Consider the following 16,622-nt stretch of genomic DNA (forward strand, 5'->3'; position numbering starts at 1 on the left):
CCACATTCGACCGTGTTTCTTGAGGATGTACGCGATCAAATGTGGGAGCGGGCTTGCTCGCGAATAGGCCAGTAAAGCCAACACACAAGCCAATTTGCAATGCAAAAAGCCCCGCCATTCACATGGCGGGGCTTTTGTTTTTCAGCGAGCGGTCACTCAGACCATTGGGTCGCCAACGTGCAGGATCTTCATGCCGTTGGTGCCGCCGATGGTGTGGTAGCTGTCACCCTTGGTCAGGATGACCCAGTCGCCTTTCTCCACGACGCCGCGCTTGAGCAACTCGTCGATCGCGGCCTGGCTGACTTGCTCAGGCGGCAGCGATGCCGGGTCGAACGGTACGGTGTAGACGCCGCGGAACATGGCCGCACGGGCCTGGGTTTCGCGGTGCGGGGAGAACGCGTAGATCGGGATCGAGGAACGGATGCGCGACATGATCAACGGCGTGTAGCCACTTTCGGTCAGGGCGATGATCGCTTTCACACCCGGGAAGTGGTTGGCGGTGTACATGGCCGCCAGGGCGATGCTCTGGTCGCAGCTTTCGAAGACCTTGCCGATACGGTGGCTGGAGGTCTTGCTGGTCGGGTGCTTTTCAGCGCCGACGCAGATACGTGCCATGGCCTGCACGGCTTCCAGCGGGTACGGGCCAGCCGCACTTTCAGCCGAAAGCATCACGGCGTCGGTGTAGTCGAGCACGGCGTTGGCCACGTCGGACACTTCGGCACGGGTTGGCATCGGGTTCTGGATCATCGACTCCATCATCTGGGTCGCAACGATCACCGCCTTGTTGTGGCGACGTGCGTGCAGGATGATTTTCTTCTGGATACCGATCAGCTCGGCGTCACCGATTTCCACACCCAGGTCGCCACGGGCAACCATCACGGCGTCGGAAGCCTTGATCAGGCCGTCGAGGGTTTCATCATCGGCTACGGCTTCGGCGCGTTCGATCTTCGCCACCAGCCAAGCAGTGCCGCCGGCTTCGTCGCGCAGTTTACGGGCGTATTCCATATCGGCGGCGTCGCGCGGGAAGGATACCGCGAGGTAGTCCACTTCCATTTCGGCGGCGAGCTTGATGTCGGCCTTGTCTTTTTCAGTCAGGGCCGGGGCAGTCAGGCCACCGCCACGACGGTTGATGCCTTTGTGGTCCGACAGCGGGCCGCCGATGATCACGGTGCAATTCAGTTCGGTCGGGGTGGCGGTGTCGACGCGCATTACCACACGGCCGTCGTCCAGCAGCAGTTCGTCGCCCACGCCGCAGTCTTTCACCAGGTCCGGGTAGTCGATACCCACGACTTGCTGGTTGCCTTCGGTCAGGGGATGGCTGGTGGAGAAGGTGAACTGGTCACCGATCTTCAGCTCGATCCGCTTGTTGGCGAATTTGGCGATACGGATTTTCGGGCCTTGCAGGTCACCCAGCAACGCCACAAAGCGGCCATGCTTGGCGGCCAGGTCACGCACCAGCTTGGCGCGAGCCTTGTGCTCGTCCGGGGTGCCGTGGGAGAAGTTCAGACGGGCAACGTCCAGGCCAGCCAGAATCAGCTGTTCGAGGACTTCCGGCGAGTTACTGGCCGGGCCAAGGGTGGCGACGATTTTGGTACGACGGACGGACATGCACGGACTCCTGAGTTCAAGCGCTGGGGAAGGCTACTATGCTCTTTGGTTGTAGTCATTGTTCGTTTGCACTACTTATCGATGATTCGCTTGTTTTCACTCTGCATGAACAGATGAACAACCTTGAAGATTTTCGATGAAGGGTCGATACACTGCACAAGACAGGAGAACCCCCATGCGAATCGTGATCATTGCTGCCCTGGCCGTCAGTGTTGTCGGCTGCACCCGTTGGTCGATGGACCATCATTTGAACAATGCGTACCGCGCCTACGGTGTGGGCGATTGCCAGCGGGTCACCCTTGAGTTGTCCCAGGTCGACCGTGAAAGCCGTTCCCGGCGCTACGTGCAACCGGAAGTCTCTATGTTGCGCGGGCAGTGCCTGGAGCGCGAGAAGCTGTTTGTCGATGCGGCGCAAACCTATCAGTTCATCATCAGCCAGTACCCGGCGAGCGAGTACGCATTCCGTGCCCGTGCCCGTTTGGATACCCTGCAGCAACTGGGGCATTACCCCGGCGCGAGCGTTGCCCAGCCGCGGCCGGCGTCGTTGTGATGATATTTGTCATGCCATAGCTGGCTCGTTGCCAGTCTTGGGCTAATCTTTGAATGTCAGTTTGTATAAGTTTCTATTCAAACGGATGGCGTTCCCGGATTTGGCAGCTGTAAAAGTGGCAACCCGTTTGCGGTTGTCGCACCGATATCCGGGGAGAGCGGGCCTTCAGGCTCGTTTCGAATCACTGGAGCGGCCACATATATGGCCATTGGATGGCGACCTCATCATGTTTACTCACCGACGGATCGAGCGGCATCAGTTACCTTGCTTCCTTCAAGTGTTCAACCGCCTGACGGACAAGCCAATCGGCTATCTGGGCAATGTTTCCGAGCAGGGCCTGATGTTGATCAGCCAGTTACCCATGATGGTCGATGTGGAGTTCGAGCTGCGCTTGAAGATCCCCGGGCCTGAGGGTGAGGTGCAGGCGGTAGACCTCACGGCCACCTGCCTGTGGTGTCATGAGGATATAAACCCCCAGCATTACGATTCCGGGTTCAGCATATCCCAGGCCCCTGCCGAATATGGGGAGGTGATCAGCGCGCTGCTGGATTACTTCAGCTTTGATCCGTTGCAGGCCTCTGCCTAGGTGCTGCATCCGGCGTTCATAGCGCGCCGGCTTTTTTCCAGCCCAGGTAGCGGGTCACCAGGGCGGCACCCAGGTCCGAAGGCAGTGTGTCCAGTACCGACAGCCCGTGGGCGTTCAAGCGGTCGTGGAGTTCGTCCCGGGTATTGAGATAGTTGATCGTGCCGCAGTAGGCCAGGGCTTCGGGCAGGGTTTGCACGGGAGCCTGGCGTAACTGGTCAAGGACCTCCTCCCGCAGGCTTGCGACCATTACCCGGTGCTGGCGGCTGATGCGCTTTACGGCGCTGAGTAACTCTTCATCTTCCTCATCCCGCAAATTGGTCACTACGATCACCAGCGAGCGACGTTTCTGCCGGGCCAGCAGTTGGCTGGCGGCCGCCTGGTAATCGGCCGTACGCCGGGACGTGTCCAGGTCATACACCGCATTCAGCAACAGGTTGAGCTGGCCACTGCCCTTGACCGGCGCCAGGTAGCGCGGCTGGTCGCAGGCAAAGGTGCACAGCCCTACGGCATCGCCCTGGCGCAAGGCTACATAACTGAGCAGCAGGCAGGCGTTGAGCGCGTGGTCGAAGTGCGACAGTTCGGCGTCCTGGCTGCGCATACGGCGGCCACAATCGAGCATGAACATGATCTGCTGGTCGCGCTCGTCCTGGTACTCCCTGGCAATGGGCGTGCGTTGCCGGGCGGTGGCTTTCCAGTCGATCTGGCGCAGGCTGTCACCTTCGCGAAACTCACGCAGCTGGTGAAACTCCAGGCCCAGCCCACGCCGTTGCCGCTGGCGTACGCCCAGCTGGTTGAGCCAGTTGTCCACCGCCAGCAACTGCGCGCCATACAGGCGTGCGAAGTCCGGGTAGACCCGGGTGGCGTCGCTGACGTCGATCAGGCGCCGGGCCGACCATAGCCCCAGGGCGCTGGGCAGATGCACTTCACAGCGGGTAAAGCTGAAATGCCCGCGCCTTTGGGGCCTTAGCCGATAACCCAGTTCACTGTGCTCGCCGGGCCGCAGTTCGATGGATTGCGGCAGGTCCTCCACCGCCAGGCCTTCAGGCACATGATCGAATACCTGGACCGCCAACGGCTGGGGATAATCGTGCTCCAGGGTTACCCGCACTTCCCCCCAGCGCCCCAGTGCCAGGCTGCCGGGCATCTGCCGTCGCACGCGCGGGGACGGCCGGCGGCGCAGGCGGCTGGCATCCAGCAGGGCCAGCAGCAACAGGGCTAGCAGCAGGCCCCACGTCACTGAGTGCAGGGCGTCTGGCACCTTGACCTGTAGCGCCACCAGTGCGCCGAGCAGGATACTCAGGCCCAGCAGTACACCGAGCCAGGTCAACAGCAGGCGGGTTGGTCTCATGGGCGTCTCATTGGCGTGGCGCCGGGACTTGGTCCAGCAATTGCCGGAGCACCTGGTCGACTTCCAACCCGTCGATATCCAGCTCCGGGGCAATACGCACCCGATGGCGCAACACTGCCAGGGCGCAGCCCTTGATGTCGTCCGGGGTCACGAACTCGCCCCCGCGCAGCAAGGCCCGCGCCCGTGCACCGCGAACCAGGGCGATGGAGGCCCGGGGCCCGGCGCCGATGGTCAGGCCCGGCCAACTGCGCGTAGTGCGGGCCAGGCGCACGGCGTAGTCGAGCACCTGCTCATCCAGCGCCAACTCGCTGGCAATCTGTTGCAACAGCAGCACGTCTTCGGCTTGCAGCACCGTGCGCAGCGGCTGTACGTCGAGCATGTCGGCTCGGGACGAGCGGGTGACTTCGCGCACCATGTCCAGTTCCTGCTGTGCCTCGGGATAGTCCATGCGCACCTTGAGCATGAAACGGTCCAGTTCGGCTTCGGGTAACGGGTAAGTACCTTCCTGCTCGATGGGGTTCTGGGTGGCCAGTACCATGAACGGCTGGCCGATGGGCAGCGCCTCGCCTTCAAGGGTTACCTGGCGTTCCTGCATGGCTTCCAGCAACGCTGCCTGGGTTTTCGCCGGGGCACGGTTGATCTCGTCAGCCAACAGCAGGTTGGTGAACAACGGTCCCTTGCGCAGCTTGAACTGTTCGGTATGCAGGTCGTATACGGCATGGCCGGTCACGTCGCTGGGCATCAGGTCCGGGGTGAACTGGATGCGCGCGAACTCGCCTCCAAAACAGCGTGCCAGCGCGCGTACCAGCAAGGTCTTGCCCAGGCCGGGAACCCCTTCAAGCAACACATGGCCGCCCGCGATCAACGCCGTGAGCACGTCATCGATCACCGGGTCCTGACCGATAACCGCCTTGCGCAGTTCGACGCGCAAGGCCTGGGCCAGTTGGCTGGCGCGCTGAATCGGGTCAGTGGCGGGAAATTCGCTCATAGGGCATTCCTGAGGGTTTGCAGGCAGGCCACCTGGCGGCTGAAATCGGCGCTGGAGAGCCGTTTCGTCGCAGGCGGGCCAAGGGCCTGGCTGATAACAAGGGAGGGTTGGCGGGTCAGGCGTTCAAGCACCCGCAATTGTTCGGCTGTATCGAGGTGTTCGAACCCGGGATGACGGCGCCGAGCGGTGCGCTGGATGTCGCGCTGCAAAGCTTGCAGCAAGCTGTCTTGCCCGCTGCGGCGCAACAGGAAGTCGGCACTGGCGTTCAAGTGTTCCTGCAATTGCCGCCGTGCCTTGGGCGCCGGTTGCCGGATCGGACCCTGGCGCAGGCTGGCGTGCCAGAGGCCCAGGGCGATCAGTGCGGCAAGTGCCACCAGTGCCTGGGGGAAGTAGCGCAACAACAGGCTGAACAGGTCCTCGACATCAGTGTTGAACAGCAGTGTGACCTGGGTGCCCTGGCTCAGGTACCAGAGCAGCCACGCGTTATCGTGCAGGCCGATGCCCGGGTTTTTCCACAGGTCGCTGTCGGTGACCACGGTCACACGCCCTTGCCCGAGGTTGACCTGCATCAGGTGCGTCGACCGGGCGCTGTTGGCCGAGAATTGTGCCAGGTGCCTGGGGTCGGTGAGGTTGAAGTCGGTGTCGAAGCTGAAATAGGCCGGCGCTGTTTCGTTGTCCACATAGAGTTTGGTCAGGTCCGGCGTTTTCTTTTTACGCGCGGGTGCCGGAGCGTCGAATTCTTCACTGAAGGATTGGTGTATCTGCACACGATCCAGCAACAGGTCGCCACTTTCACCGGTGTCCTCATCCCACAGCGCTTCGGCTACCAGCAGCAGATGGCCGCCAGCCCGGGTCCACTGCAGCAATTGATCAACCTGGGGCGGGCTCATGTTGCTGCGCTCGCCCAGCAACAGCAGGCTGTTGCCCTTGGGCGAAAGGCTGGCCAGCCGTTCGAGGCTGTTGGCATGTTCCACCACCAGGCCCTGCTGGCGCAGAAAGTGTTCAGCCGCCAGGTAAGGGTTGGCCAGGGCTTCGGGTGAAGGGCCGCGATCGACCACTTCCTGATAAGGAATCGCCGTGTGCCAGGCATAAAAACCGCCTGCTGCCAGCAAGCCCGCGACCAGCAGCCCGACCCACAGCAACGGCCGATTCATTGCGCCGCTCCCGAGCCGAACAGGGTTCGCCAATCGCTGCATAGCTGTTGTTGCACCAAGGCAGGCGGCAGGCGATGGCCATAGGCAAGGTTTTGCCAGTAACGGGTCAGCTCACCGCTGAATGCCAGCAGCTGCGGTTGTTGCAGTTGGCGGATACGTTCCAGGACTTCACCTTCCGTGTCGGCACTTTTCAGCGGCAGGTTGAAGTCGTGCAGCAAGCGGCTGAGCAACCCACGGTAGAGCAGGCCGAGGGCTTCCCGGGGCTGTGTTGCCCACAGCTGTTCGGCGGCGCCTGCGATGTCTTCGGGCAAGGTGTCAGCCCCCAGTTCAAGGCCGAACAGCTGCGAAGGCACGGGTTTGGCAGCCTTGGGTTTGCGCGGGCTGCGGCGGCTGACAAAGGCATGCAGCCAGTCGCGGTAGCGCCAGATCACCAGTGCCAGGCCACCCGCCAGCAATCCCCAGAGCAGTACTTCAAGGCCCTTGGCGATGTGCTTGAACGAATCACTGTTGAGGTTTTTCAGCAATGCTTCCAGCCAGGCTGGAAGCTTGGCATCACCTGCCGCTTTGTTTTTGTCGGCTGCTTTATCCTCGCCGAAGCGGTAGCGAGTGAGCGTTTCCGGGTTCTTGAACGGTGGCTGCTCCAACAGCGTCTTGATCGAGTGACTGGCCGATTGTGTAGTTAGCGGCGTTTGGGGAACCGGTTCATCAGCCCATGCCGATGGGATCGGCGGAATCAGCGTCAGCCCGACCACCAGCAACAGCAGCGACGCCACACCACTCAGGCGCTGGCGCATTCGGCGGAACACCAGTTCCAGGTCCCAGGCTTCCAGCACCGTGCGGCGGTTCAGGTAAAGGCTGAAGCCACAGGCGACATAGATCGGCTCCCAGAACACCAGGATCAAGGCGTAGAACATGTTGGTCAGGTGCTCCAGCCAACGCCAGTCGTGGCCGGTGGTGAGCACCAGTTGCTGCCAATCCCAGTCGCGTTCGACCTCTTGCGGCAGGAAGAAATAGAACACGGCCATCAACCCGAACCACAGGGCGATTTCCAGGTGCACCCCGATCAGGGTCAGCCAGCGCGCGGCGCCTGCGTTGCGCTGCTGCAACACCCCGAGACGTTGTTGGCGCGCCTGGCCTTGCAGCCCTTCGAGCTGGACCACCGGCATCTCGAAGCTACGGCTGAGGCTGAAGCGCCGCCAGGTCAGGCTGGCCAGCAGTTGGCCCTTGAGCAGCCGCGGCGATTGGCGCAGCGCTTGTTTCAGGCTGGGTGTTTCGCCGAACAGGGCCTTGGACAGGATATACAGTGGCAGGCGGTCGAATGCCGGTTTCAACCACCAGAACAGCAACAGCGCCGTGGTGGGGTGATTCCACAGCAGCACGCTGAACAGGGCGAAGACCGGCAAGGTCACGATGGCCCAACTGCTCATCAACAGCAGTCGATGTTCCCGGGCCAGCAGGATGCCGAGGTCCATGGCCTCCCAGGAGGTACGCGGGCGGATCACGACGCTGGCATCACTCAGGCGCATGGCGATTCCGTCCGGCAAACAGCAGGTAGGCCGCCATCAGCAACCACAGGGCGGTGCCGACCAGGTACTTGATCCACGGCGCCACGGCATTGGTGGACGACCAGTACGCCTCGATAAACGCGGCGATCAGCAGGAACACCATCACACCACAAATCATTAGCACACTTTTGCGCGCGGCCAGGCGCAGGGATTCGCCTCTGGTGAGGGGCCCCGGTGCAATCAGCGCCCAGCCCAGTTGCAGGCCAGCCGCGCCAGCCAGGGCAATTGCGCTGAGCTCGAAGGCGCCATGGCCGATGACAAATGACCAGAACGTTTGCCCGTAGCCGATTTGCGTCAGGTGCCCGGCAACGGCGCCAATGATCAGGCCATTGAAGAACAGGAAAAATACGCTGCCCAGGCCGAACAGCAACCCGGCGGCAAAGGTCTGGAAGGCGATACCGATGTTGTGCATCACGTAGTAGCCGAACATCATCCAATCTTCGCTGGAAGCGCGTTCGGCTGCCCGGCCCAGGCGGCTGGCATCGGGGTTGTACATGGCCTGCATCTCGGCCACCTGCCGGGGGCTGACGATGCTGTAGATCAAGTCCGGAAACAGGTACACCAGCAAGGCAATGCCGAGCAGGCTGCCAAAGAACAGCAGGCCGGCAGCCAGCACAAATGGCCATTGCGCGCGAACCAGCCTGGGGAAATCGGCCAGCAGGAAGCTCAGCACGTTTGCCCCCATCCGGCTGCGATGACGATACAACTGTTGATGGCCGCGCAAGGCAAGCTGCTGCAACGGGTCCACCAGGTAGCTGCTGTAGCCGCGCTCCTGGGCCAGGGCCAGGTGCTGGCACAACTGCCGGTATTGATGAGGGAAGTCGACGAAGTCGGCGCCTTTGGCTTTGCCTTTCTCCAACTGCGTCAATTGCTCGGCAAAGGCTTGCCATTGTGGCTGATGGCGGCTTTCGAAAAGACTCTGTTTCATGCTGGCCCCAACAATCCGCGGGCCACACCGTTGAGTTCTGCCACGGCGCGGGCAGGGGAGACCTGCAGGGGCGTGGCCAGGATAGCGGCCAGTTCGTTGACCCGTTCGGCCGACAGTTCGCCCTGGCGTTCGGCGAAGCTGAGAATCGCCCGTTGTTCGTTCAGCTCAAGGGCGAACGGCAGGCGCAGCGCCGGGGCCTGGGGCACTTGCGGGCGGGAAAGCGGTTGTTCGCGGTAGATCACCAGGGTCCCGGCCGCCAGGTCGCCCAGGCGCTTGAAGTTGGGGTGTTGCAGGCAACTGATGGCGCCGAGGAAATAGCCGAAGGGCAGCATGTCGACAAAGCGCAGCAGGTTACGGATCAGCGAGGCGGACCAGCCGATGGGCGTGCCATCGTCCTGTACCACCCGCAGGCCCATGACCTGTTTGCCGGGCGAGCAGCCCTGGTTGAGCACTTCGAAAAGCACCATGTACCACCAACTGACGAGGAACAGCAGCAGCGAACCCAGGCCAATGCCCAGGTTGCCGAGAAAGGCCAATGCGATAAACAGGATGCCGAGAATCAGGCCGCGCAAACCCAGGTCGAAGGCAAAGGCCAGTGAGCGTACCAGCAGGCCGGCCGGGCGCAGGGGCAGGTCGATACCCTCCGGGGTCTCGATCTGGTAGCGGGTATCCAGTGGCGCAGGTGGCATCGCGGTCCTTGGCAGTGCGGCGCTGGCGCCTGGGCGGCAGCGGCGGGGTTGGAAAGACCGATGCTAGCAGTGTCGACGGTGGAAGCAACCACTCAACGATTTACTGAATATTTGTACAGGGAACACAGCGCTGGCCCCCGATGCCTGCAAGCGCCTAGACTTTGCCGGTCTTCAGCACAGGAATAGCCCGTGACCACCATTTTCTGGTACGACTATGAAACCACCGGCATCAATCCGCGTACCGACCGCCCGCTGCAGGTAGCCGGTATTCGCACCGACCTCGAGCTTAACGAGGTCGGGCCGCCGGTCAATCTCTACTGCCACCCCAGCGACGATATCCTGCCGCATCCGGCAGCGTGCGCGATCACTGGCATCACTCCCGGCGTGCTGGCGGAAAAAGGCCTGGCCGAAGCCGACTTCATGACCCGGGTGCACGCCGAGCTGGCCACCCCGGGCACCTGCGGGGCCGGCTACAACACCTTGCGTTTTGACGATGAGATGACGCGCTACAGCTTGTACCGCAATTTCTTCGATCCCTATGCCCGGGAATGGCAAGGCGGCAACAGCCGCTGGGACCTGATCGACGTGGTGCGCACTGCCTACGCTCTGCGCCCTGACGGGATCGTCTGGCCGGAACAGGACGGGCGCGTCACCCTCAAGCTTGAGCGGTTGACGGCCGCCAACGGCATCGACCACGGCCAGGCCCACGACGCCTTGTCCGATGTGCGCGCCACCATCGCCCTGGCCCGGTTGATCCGCGAGAAGCAACCCAAGCTCTATGACTGGCTGTTTCAACTGCGCAGCAAACAACGGGTCATGGACCAGGTGCGGTTGTTGCAGCCGATGGTGCATATTTCCGGTCGTTTTTCTGCCGAGCGTCATTACCTGGGGGTGGTGCTGCCGCTGGCGTGGCACCCGCGCAATCGCAATGCATTGATCGTCTGCGACCTGGGGCTCGATCCGCAAGGGCTGTTGGACGAGGACGCCGATACCTTGCGCCGGCGCTTATATACCCGCCGCGACGAACTGGCCGAAGGTGAATTGCCGGTACCGCTCAAGTTGCTGCACATCAATCGTTGCCCGGTGGTCGCACCGTTGAGCGTGCTTCGGCCGCAAGACCGCGAGCGTTTGCAGCTGGATATGGATGAGTGTGATGCGCGGGCCCTGCGGCTAAGCGACGCACAGGAACTATGGCGCGATAAACTGGCGGCGATTTACGCCGAGGAAGATTTTGCGCCAAGCGCCGATCCCGAGCAGCAGCTATACGATGGTTTTATCGGGGATCGTGATCGACGTTTATGCGAGCAAGTGAGAGTCGCCGAGCCGGCGCAACTAGCGCGCCAGCAATGGCCTTTCGATGATGAACGTTTGCCTGAATTATTATTTCGCTATCGTGCACGCAACTTCCCGGACACCTTGAATAGTGAAGAGCAACAACGCTGGAGAGTTTTCTGTCAGCAACGTTTGTCAGACCCTCAATGGGGCGCGCCAAACACCCTTGAGGGTTTTAAGCAGGCGTGTCTTGAGTTGGCTGTTAGTGCCACACCGTTTCAGCGCCAGGTGCTTGATGAATGGCAGGAGTATGTTGATGCCTTAGCGACTCGAATGAGTCTGTAATCAGCTTCCCGGTAAAATACGGACAATAAAAAACGCCAGCAAGCTGGCGTTTTTTATTGCGTTGCGTATCACGCAGCGTCCTGGCGAGGCTTAGCCCAGCAGGGTAGCCCAGCCTTCAACCACGTCGCCGCCCCACTTGGCTTTCCACTCTTTCAGAGTCTTGTGGTTGCCACCTTTGGTTTCAATCACTTCGCCGTTGTGCGGGTTTTTGTATTGTTTAACCTTGCGAGCACGCTTGGTGCCGGTAGTTTTTACGGCGCCACGTGGAGCCTTAACTTTCGAATCCGGATCCAGCAGCGCGATGATGTCACGCAGGGATTTGGAGTATTCGCCCATCAGGGTGCGCAATTTGCCTTCGAATTCCAGCTCGGTTTGCAGTTTGTCGTCTTGGGACAGGTTCTTCAAACGGGCTTGCAGCTCTTTGATAGCTTCTTCGGTGGCGCGATATTCGTTGATCAGGGACATGGGGACTACCTTATGCAGGGCGCTGGGTGAAAGGGGATAGTGGCTCAATAATAGTCAGACAGTTTGCCCAAGTAAACATTTAAGGCCGCATTTATGTAATTTACTTTGGTTGTTTGTGGCAAAAGCGTGGAATTGAGTTAATTAGTAAGGGGGATGGCCTAAAGATACTCTGGTTAAGTCTTGGCTTACTGCCGGAGTCCACGCGTTTGCACACATAATGGGGAAAAACCTTACGCTATTAAGGGGCAGGGTTGACGCAGCCGATCAGAATAAGCGTTGAGGAATACTGCAGTTTTTCTGCGCAATCGCTAGAATGGCGGCCTTTGCGAAGTTCTGGAGTTTCCCCCTAATGCGCACTTTTCGGCTGGTGATTGCTTGCCCGGACCGGGTTGGCATCGTTGCCAAGGTCAGTAACTTTCTGGCTTCCCACAACGGTTGGATCACCGAAGCGAGCCATCACTCGGACAATCTCAGCGGCTGGTTTTTCATGCGTCACGAAATTCGTGCCGATACGCTGCCCTTTGGTCTAGAGGCATTTCGCGAGGCATTTGCGCCGATCGCTGAAGAGTTCTCGATGACCTGGCGCATCACCGACACGGAACAGAAAAAACGCGTGGTCCTGATGGCCAGTCGTGAGTCCCACTGCCTGGCAGACCTGCTGCACCGCTGGCACAGCGATGAACTGGACTGCGAAATCTCCTGCGTGATTTCCAACCATGACGACCTGCGCAGCATGGTCGAGTGGCATGGCATTCCGTACTACCACGTCCCGGTCAACCCGCAGGACAAGGAGCCGGCCTTTGCCGAGGTCTCGCGCCTGGTCAAGCAGCACGATGCGGACGTCGTGGTACTGGCGCGCTACATGCAGATTCTGCCGCCGGAGTTGTGCAGTGAATACGCTGGCAAGGTGATCAATATTCACCACAGCTTCCTGCCATCGTTTGTGGGTGCCAAGCCGTATCACCAGGCATCCCTGCGTGGCGTGAAGCTGATCGGTGCAACGTGCCACTACGTCACCGAAGAGTTGGACGCCGGTCCCATCATCGAGCAGGACGTGGTGCGTGTCAGCCATAGCGACAGCATCGAAGACATGGTCCGTTTTGGCCGTGACGTCGAGAAGATGGTGCTGGCTCGCGGCCTGCGCTATCACCTGGAAGACCGGGTACTGGTGCACGGCAACAAGACTGTCGTGTTCTGATTGAAGTGTTTTGATTGAAGAATGAAGGGCCTGGGCGTTAAATCGCTACAGGCCCTTTTTTTGAGCGCGGGTGAGGACTGGAGCATGAGCGATCCACTGGACAAGGCGACTTCCAAAGCCCCCGCGACGCTGGGAGAGGGTTGTTTGAGTCGATATGACCCGGATGACCTGAGCAGTGAGGACGGCACCGAGTTTCCAGGCGCCGCCGAGTTGTGGGAACAATTGCAGGACACATCCGAATTGCCTGAAGAAAAGGCGTCAGCGGCTGTGCAAGGCAGCCGCTGACCCGGCGGGATCAAATCCGGAAACTACCCACCAGTTGTTTCAAGCGCGCCGCTTGCTGTTCCAGGTCGGAACAGGCCCGCAAGGTTGATTGCAGGTTTTCCACACCTTCCTGATTGAGGGTGTTGATCTCGGTGATGTCCATGTTGATTGACTCCACCACCGAGGTCTGTTCCTCGGTAGCGGTGGCTACCGACTGGTTCATCCCGTCAATTTCGCCTATACGCTGGGTCACGCTGTTCAGACGCTCGCCCGCCAGGTTGGCGATTTCCACACTGTCCTGGCTGTGCCGCTGGCTTTCGCTCATGGTGCTGACCGAATCCCGGGCGCCGACTTGCAGCTCCTCGATCATCTTCTGCACCTGCTGCGCCGACTCCTGGGTGCGGTGCGCCAGGTTGCGCACTTCATCGGCCACCACCGCAAAGCCGCGCCCGGCTTCCCCGGCCCGTGCGGCTTCAATCGCCGCGTTGAGGGCCAGCAGGTTGGTTTGCTGGGAAATGCTGGTGATCACTTCCAGAATCTGCCCGATGTTCACTGTCTTGCTGTTAAGCGCTTCGATATTGGTGCTGGAGGCGCTGATCATCTGCGACAACTGGTTCATCGCCTTGATATTGCGTTCCACCACCTGCTGACCGTCTTCGGCCAAGTGCCGGGCGTCGCTGGCCTGGTTGGAGGCCTGTGCGGCGTTGCGGGCGATTTCCTGGGCGGCGGCCCCCAGCTCGTTGATCGCGGCCGCGACGCTGTTGGTCCGGTTGGCCTGCTCGTCGGAATTGACCATCGAGGAATTGGAGGCGCTGACCACCCGCAGGGCCACTTCATTGACCTGCTCGGTGGCCGAGGAAACTTCGCGAATCGAGGTGTGAATCCGCTCCACGAAGCGATTGAAAGCGCTGCCAAGCACGCCGAATTCGTCGTGGTTCTGGATGGTCAGGCGGCGGGTCAGGTCGCCTTCACCGTCGGCGATGTCTTCCATGGCGCGGGTCATGACGTGCAGTGGCTGCAGGAGGATGCGAATCAGCATGCCCAGCAGGGCGATGATGATGACCACGGCGATGATCGTGGCGATGATCGCCGAGGTGCGGAATTCGCTGAGCATGGCGAAGGATTTATCTTTATCCACCGACAGGCCGAGGTACCAGTTCACCGAGGGCAGGCCCTTGATCGGGGTAAAGGTGACGATACGTGTCTTGCCGTTTACCTCGACTTCACTGAAGTCGCTGCTGATCCTGGGGGTGTTGTTCGGATAGACGTCGGCCAGGGTTTTCATCACTAGGCCCTTGTCCGGGTGTACCAGCACTTTACCGTCGGCACTGACCAGGAAGGCATAACCCATGCCGCCGAAGTTCAGGGCACCGATGTTGTCTACCAGGGTTTGCAGGCTCAGGTCGCCGCCCACCACGCCGACACTCTGGCCGGCCTTGGTGCTGGGGGTGGCGATGGAGATGATCAACTGGCCGGTGGCCGCGTCAATGTAGGGTTCGGTCAGGGTTGAGCCGTTGCTGCCCTGCGCGCCCTTGTACCAGGGGCGTACCCGTGGGTCGAAGCCGTCGGGCATCTTGGTATCGGGGCGGATGACGAAGCCGCCCTTGCTGTCGCCAAGGTACGTGGCCATGAACGAGGACGTCAGGGCCTTCTGTTCCAGAAGGCTGGCGACGCTGGTTGAATCCGGGTTGATGGCGATGTTCTGTGCGGCGCTTTCTATCAGCACTATGCGCCCGGTAAGCCAGGTCTGGATGTTGCTGGCAGTGACATCGCCCATTTCATGCAGGTAGTTGTTCAGGTCGTCGCGAATCGCATTACGCTGCAAGTAGTCGTTGTAGAGGGTAAACAACGCAAAGGCGGCAATGACGACAAGAGCGGCGGCAAGCAGGATTTTATGGCTGAAACGCAGATTTTTATTCATGGCTTGTGGGGTCCGCTATGGTCTTAATATCCGATGCACGTCCTTCTGGGACGCGCGGAATGGCTGCGTCAAAAAAAGTGTGATATTTCCATCTGCTCCTGCAGGAATTATCCGGCCTGTTTTTCCAAGACTTTTTGGGTCTCTCGCTTTATCTGTATCGACCATTCAGCGCCAAAGATTAACCATGGGTGACAAAATGCCTGACTCCTCGCAACTCATTATTGGTGCAGATCTTCAGGGCCAGCCGATTGCCCAGTCGATGCGCCTGGCCAACCGCCACGGCCTGATCGCAGGCGCCACCGGCACCGGCAAGACCGTGACCTTGCAGCGCCTGGCGGAAGCTTTCAGCGACGCCGGGGTCGCGGTATTTGCCGCCGATATCAAGGGTGACCTGTGTGGCCTGGGCGCTGCGGCCAACCCTCAGGGCAAGGTCGCCGAGCGCATAGCCGGCATGCCTTTCCTTAATTACACGCCCAAGGCGTATCCGGTGACGTTGTGGGATATCCACGGCCAGTCCGGTCATCCGTTGCGCACCACCATGAGTGAAATGGGCCCGCTGTTGCTCGGCAGCCTGTTGGAGCTCACCGACAGCCAGCAATCGGCCCTCTACGCAGCCTTCAAGGTGGCCGATCGTGAAGGCCTGTTGTTGCTGGACCTCAAGGACCTCAAGGCGCTGCTGAACCATTTGCGCTATCACCCGGAGTTGCTCGGGGAAGACGCGGCCTTGATGACCACCGGTTCCAGCCAGGCGCTGTTGCGGCGCCTGGCGGTGCTGGAGCAGCAGGGTGCCGAAGCGTTGTTCGGCGAGCCGGCGCTGCAACTCGAAGACATCCTGCAACCGGCCAGTGACGGCCGCGGGCGTATTCATCTATTGGACGCCAGCCGGCTGGTGCATGAGGCGCCGAAGGTCTACGCGACCTTCCTGCTTTGGCTGTTGGCCGAACTGTTCGAGCAACTGCCGGAACGTGGCGATGCCGACAAGCCGCTGCTGGCGCTGTTTTTCGATGAGGCGCATCTGTTGTTTGCCGACACCCCCAAGGCCCTGCAGGATCGCCTGGAGCAAGTGGTGCGGCTGATTCGCTCGAAAGGCGTCGGTGTGTATTTCGTCACCCAGTCTCCCGGGGACTTGCCGGACACCGTGCTGGCGCAACTCGGCTTGCGCATCCAGCACGGGCTGCGGGCGTTCACCACCAAGGAGCAGAAGTCCCTGCGGGCGGTGGCCGATGGTTTCCGGCCCAATCCGGCATTTGATGCGCTGGCGGTGCTGACCGAGTTGGGTACAGGTGAGGCATTGGTGGGAACCTTGCAGGAAAAGGGGACGCCTGAAGTAGTCCAACGCGTACTGGTAGCACCGCCGCAATCGCGGATCGGGCCACTGAGCGAAGCTGAGCGGGCAGCACTGATTGCCAGTTCGCCATTGCAGGGGCGTTATGACAAGCCGATTGACCGTGAGTCGGCGTACGAAGTGCTGATGGCGCGCAAGGACTTGGGCCCGCAAGAGGATTCGACGCCCGCCGCTGAAGAGCCAAGCTTTACCGACAAGGCCGGTGCGTTCCTCGGTACTACGGCAGGCAAGGCACTGAAATCGGCGATGCAACAGGCGGCCAATCAGATGGGCCGGCAGTTGGTGCGCGGGTTACTGGGGTCTTTGTTAGGCGGCAGCAAACGTAAATAACGATGGGATCAAATGTGGGAGCGGGCTTGCTCGCGAAAGCGGTGGATCAGTCAATACATCCGGTGA

15 protein-coding genes and 1 pseudogene are annotated in these 16,622 nt (G+C 60.7%); 6 read left to right on the top strand and 10 right to left on the bottom strand.

Going from position 1 to position 16,622, the window contains the following annotated elements; all coding sequences use genetic code 11:
- Nucleotides 1–156: 156 nt before the first annotated feature.
- On the bottom strand, nucleotides 157–1,608 hold the full coding sequence (pyk, locus tag ACW9I6_RS21695; RefSeq protein ID WP_003214149.1) for a pyruvate kinase: 1,452 nt from the start codon (nucleotides 1,606–1,608) through the stop codon (nucleotides 157–159).
- Between the two features lie 175 nt (nucleotides 1,609–1,783).
- Between pyk and ACW9I6_RS21700 the strand changes: the two genes are divergently transcribed.
- Nucleotides 1,784–2,158, top strand: coding sequence for a tetratricopeptide repeat protein (locus tag ACW9I6_RS21700; RefSeq protein ID WP_003214151.1), 375 nt, complete (start codon nucleotides 1,784–1,786; stop codon nucleotides 2,156–2,158).
- A 226-nt stretch (nucleotides 2,159–2,384) separates the two neighbouring features.
- Nucleotides 2,385–2,744, top strand: coding sequence for a PilZ domain-containing protein (locus tag ACW9I6_RS21705; RefSeq protein WP_008432342.1), 360 nt, complete (start codon nucleotides 2,385–2,387; stop codon nucleotides 2,742–2,744).
- 16 nt (nucleotides 2,745–2,760) lie between these two features.
- On the opposite strand, the gene ACW9I6_RS21710 is transcribed toward ACW9I6_RS21705, so the two are convergent.
- From ACW9I6_RS21710 to ACW9I6_RS21735, 6 genes are read right to left on the bottom strand one after another with little or no spacing between them, the layout of a single operon-like run.
- A complete protein-coding gene (locus ACW9I6_RS21710; protein WP_457339801.1) occupies nucleotides 2,761–4,092 on the bottom strand; it encodes a DUF58 domain-containing protein in 1,332 nt (443 codons plus the stop codon).
- Between the two features lie 7 nt (nucleotides 4,093–4,099).
- A complete protein-coding gene (locus tag ACW9I6_RS21715) occupies nucleotides 4,100–5,080 on the bottom strand; it encodes an AAA family ATPase (RefSeq protein WP_008432346.1) in 981 nt (326 codons plus the stop codon).
- Complete coding sequence (locus ACW9I6_RS21720) at nucleotides 5,077–6,234, bottom strand: DUF4350 domain-containing protein (protein ID WP_003214159.1); 1,158 nt, start codon at nucleotides 6,232–6,234, stop codon at nucleotides 5,077–5,079. The genes ACW9I6_RS21715 and ACW9I6_RS21720 overlap by 4 nt, the downstream gene beginning before the upstream one ends.
- Nucleotides 6,231–7,760: a DUF4129 domain-containing protein gene (locus tag ACW9I6_RS21725; RefSeq protein ID WP_457339802.1), complete on the bottom strand. Its 1,530-nt coding sequence runs from the start codon at nucleotides 7,758–7,760 to the stop codon at nucleotides 6,231–6,233. The genes ACW9I6_RS21720 and ACW9I6_RS21725 overlap by 4 nt, the downstream gene beginning before the upstream one ends.
- Entirely contained in the window at nucleotides 7,747–8,727 is a 981-nt protein-coding gene (locus ACW9I6_RS21730; protein WP_457339803.1) for a stage II sporulation protein M, read from the bottom strand. Before ACW9I6_RS21730 ends, ACW9I6_RS21725 begins: the two co-directional genes overlap by 14 nt.
- A complete protein-coding gene (locus ACW9I6_RS21735) occupies nucleotides 8,724–9,416 on the bottom strand; it encodes an RDD family protein (RefSeq protein ID WP_003214165.1) in 693 nt (230 codons plus the stop codon). The genes ACW9I6_RS21730 and ACW9I6_RS21735 overlap by 4 nt, the downstream gene beginning before the upstream one ends.
- Before the next feature lie 189 nt (nucleotides 9,417–9,605).
- Here ACW9I6_RS21735 and sbcB point away from each other — a divergent pair, with 189 nt between their 5' ends.
- Entirely contained in the window at nucleotides 9,606–11,033 is a 1,428-nt protein-coding gene (gene sbcB, locus ACW9I6_RS21740) for an exodeoxyribonuclease I (RefSeq protein ID WP_003214166.1), read from the top strand.
- 90 nt (nucleotides 11,034–11,123) lie between these two features.
- On the opposite strand, the gene mvaT is transcribed toward sbcB, so the two are convergent.
- A complete protein-coding gene (mvaT, locus tag ACW9I6_RS21745) occupies nucleotides 11,124–11,498 on the bottom strand; it encodes a histone-like nucleoid-structuring protein MvaT (RefSeq protein WP_008432352.1) in 375 nt (124 codons plus the stop codon).
- A 349-nt stretch (nucleotides 11,499–11,847) separates the two neighbouring features.
- On the opposite strand from mvaT, the gene purU reads away from it, so the two are divergent.
- Both purU and ACW9I6_RS21755 read left to right on the top strand, forming a co-directional pair.
- Nucleotides 11,848–12,696 (top strand): formyltetrahydrofolate deformylase, encoded by an 849-nt coding sequence (gene purU / locus ACW9I6_RS21750; RefSeq protein WP_003209762.1) that lies wholly within the window; start codon nucleotides 11,848–11,850, stop codon nucleotides 12,694–12,696.
- An 84-nt stretch (nucleotides 12,697–12,780) separates the two neighbouring features.
- On the top strand, nucleotides 12,781–12,981 hold the full coding sequence (locus ACW9I6_RS21755; RefSeq protein WP_023659227.1) for a hypothetical protein: 201 nt from the start codon (nucleotides 12,781–12,783) through the stop codon (nucleotides 12,979–12,981).
- Between the two features lie 10 nt (nucleotides 12,982–12,991).
- Here ACW9I6_RS21755 and ACW9I6_RS21760 read toward each other — a convergent pair whose 3' ends face one another.
- Together ACW9I6_RS21760 and ACW9I6_RS21765 are read right to left on the bottom strand one after the other, a co-directional pair.
- Nucleotides 12,992–13,756 carry a methyl-accepting chemotaxis protein gene (locus ACW9I6_RS21760; RefSeq protein WP_371132408.1) on the bottom strand — a complete coding sequence of 255 codons (765 nt, stop codon included), beginning with the start codon at nucleotides 13,754–13,756 and terminating at the stop codon, nucleotides 12,992–12,994.
- 93 nt (nucleotides 13,757–13,849) lie between these two features.
- Nucleotides 13,850–14,881 (bottom strand): annotated as a pseudogene (locus ACW9I6_RS21765) (HAMP domain-containing protein); the annotation flags it as partial.
- A 196-nt stretch (nucleotides 14,882–15,077) separates the two neighbouring features.
- On the opposite strand from ACW9I6_RS21765, the gene ACW9I6_RS21770 reads away from it, so the two are divergent.
- Nucleotides 15,078–16,556: a helicase HerA-like domain-containing protein gene (locus ACW9I6_RS21770; RefSeq protein ID WP_008432355.1), complete on the top strand. Its 1,479-nt coding sequence runs from the start codon at nucleotides 15,078–15,080 to the stop codon at nucleotides 16,554–16,556.
- The last annotated feature ends 66 nt before the right edge of the window (nucleotides 16,557–16,622 follow it).

This window comes from Pseudomonas sp. SDO5522_S412, from assembly GCF_054071215.1.

What these genes read in the sequence shown, in the direction of transcription:
- pyk (WP_003214149.1), bottom strand. Translation starts at nt 1,608, where the DNA reads ATGTCCGTCCGTCGTACCAAAATCGTCGCCACCCTTGGCCCGGCCAGT.
- ACW9I6_RS21700 (WP_003214151.1), top strand. Translation starts at nt 1,784, where the DNA reads ATGCGAATCGTGATCATTGCTGCCCTGGCCGTCAGTGTTGTCGGCTGC.
- ACW9I6_RS21705 (WP_008432342.1), top strand. Translation starts at nt 2,385, where the DNA reads ATGTTTACTCACCGACGGATCGAGCGGCATCAGTTACCTTGCTTCCTT.
- ACW9I6_RS21710 (WP_457339801.1), bottom strand. Translation starts at nt 4,092, where the DNA reads ATGAGACCAACCCGCCTGCTGTTGACCTGGCTCGGTGTACTGCTGGGC.
- ACW9I6_RS21715 (WP_008432346.1), bottom strand. Translation starts at nt 5,080, where the DNA reads ATGAGCGAATTTCCCGCCACTGACCCGATTCAGCGCGCCAGCCAACTG.
- ACW9I6_RS21720 (WP_003214159.1), bottom strand. Translation starts at nt 6,234, where the DNA reads ATGAATCGGCCGTTGCTGTGGGTCGGGCTGCTGGTCGCGGGCTTGCTG.
- ACW9I6_RS21725 (WP_457339802.1), bottom strand. Translation starts at nt 7,760, where the DNA reads ATGCGCCTGAGTGATGCCAGCGTCGTGATCCGCCCGCGTACCTCCTGG.
- ACW9I6_RS21730 (WP_457339803.1), bottom strand. Translation starts at nt 8,727, where the DNA reads ATGAAACAGAGTCTTTTCGAAAGCCGCCATCAGCCACAATGGCAAGCC.
- ACW9I6_RS21735 (WP_003214165.1), bottom strand. Translation starts at nt 9,416, where the DNA reads ATGCCACCTGCGCCACTGGATACCCGCTACCAGATCGAGACCCCGGAG.
- mvaT (WP_008432352.1), bottom strand. Translation starts at nt 11,498, where the DNA reads ATGTCCCTGATCAACGAATATCGCGCCACCGAAGAAGCTATCAAAGAG.
- purU (WP_003209762.1), top strand. Translation starts at nt 11,848, where the DNA reads ATGCGCACTTTTCGGCTGGTGATTGCTTGCCCGGACCGGGTTGGCATC.
- ACW9I6_RS21755 (WP_023659227.1), top strand. Translation starts at nt 12,781, where the DNA reads ATGAGCGATCCACTGGACAAGGCGACTTCCAAAGCCCCCGCGACGCTG.
- ACW9I6_RS21760 (WP_371132408.1), bottom strand. Translation starts at nt 13,756, where the DNA reads ATGGTCAATTCCGACGAGCAGGCCAACCGGACCAACAGCGTCGCGGCC.
- ACW9I6_RS21770 (WP_008432355.1), top strand. Translation starts at nt 15,078, where the DNA reads ATGCCTGACTCCTCGCAACTCATTATTGGTGCAGATCTTCAGGGCCAG.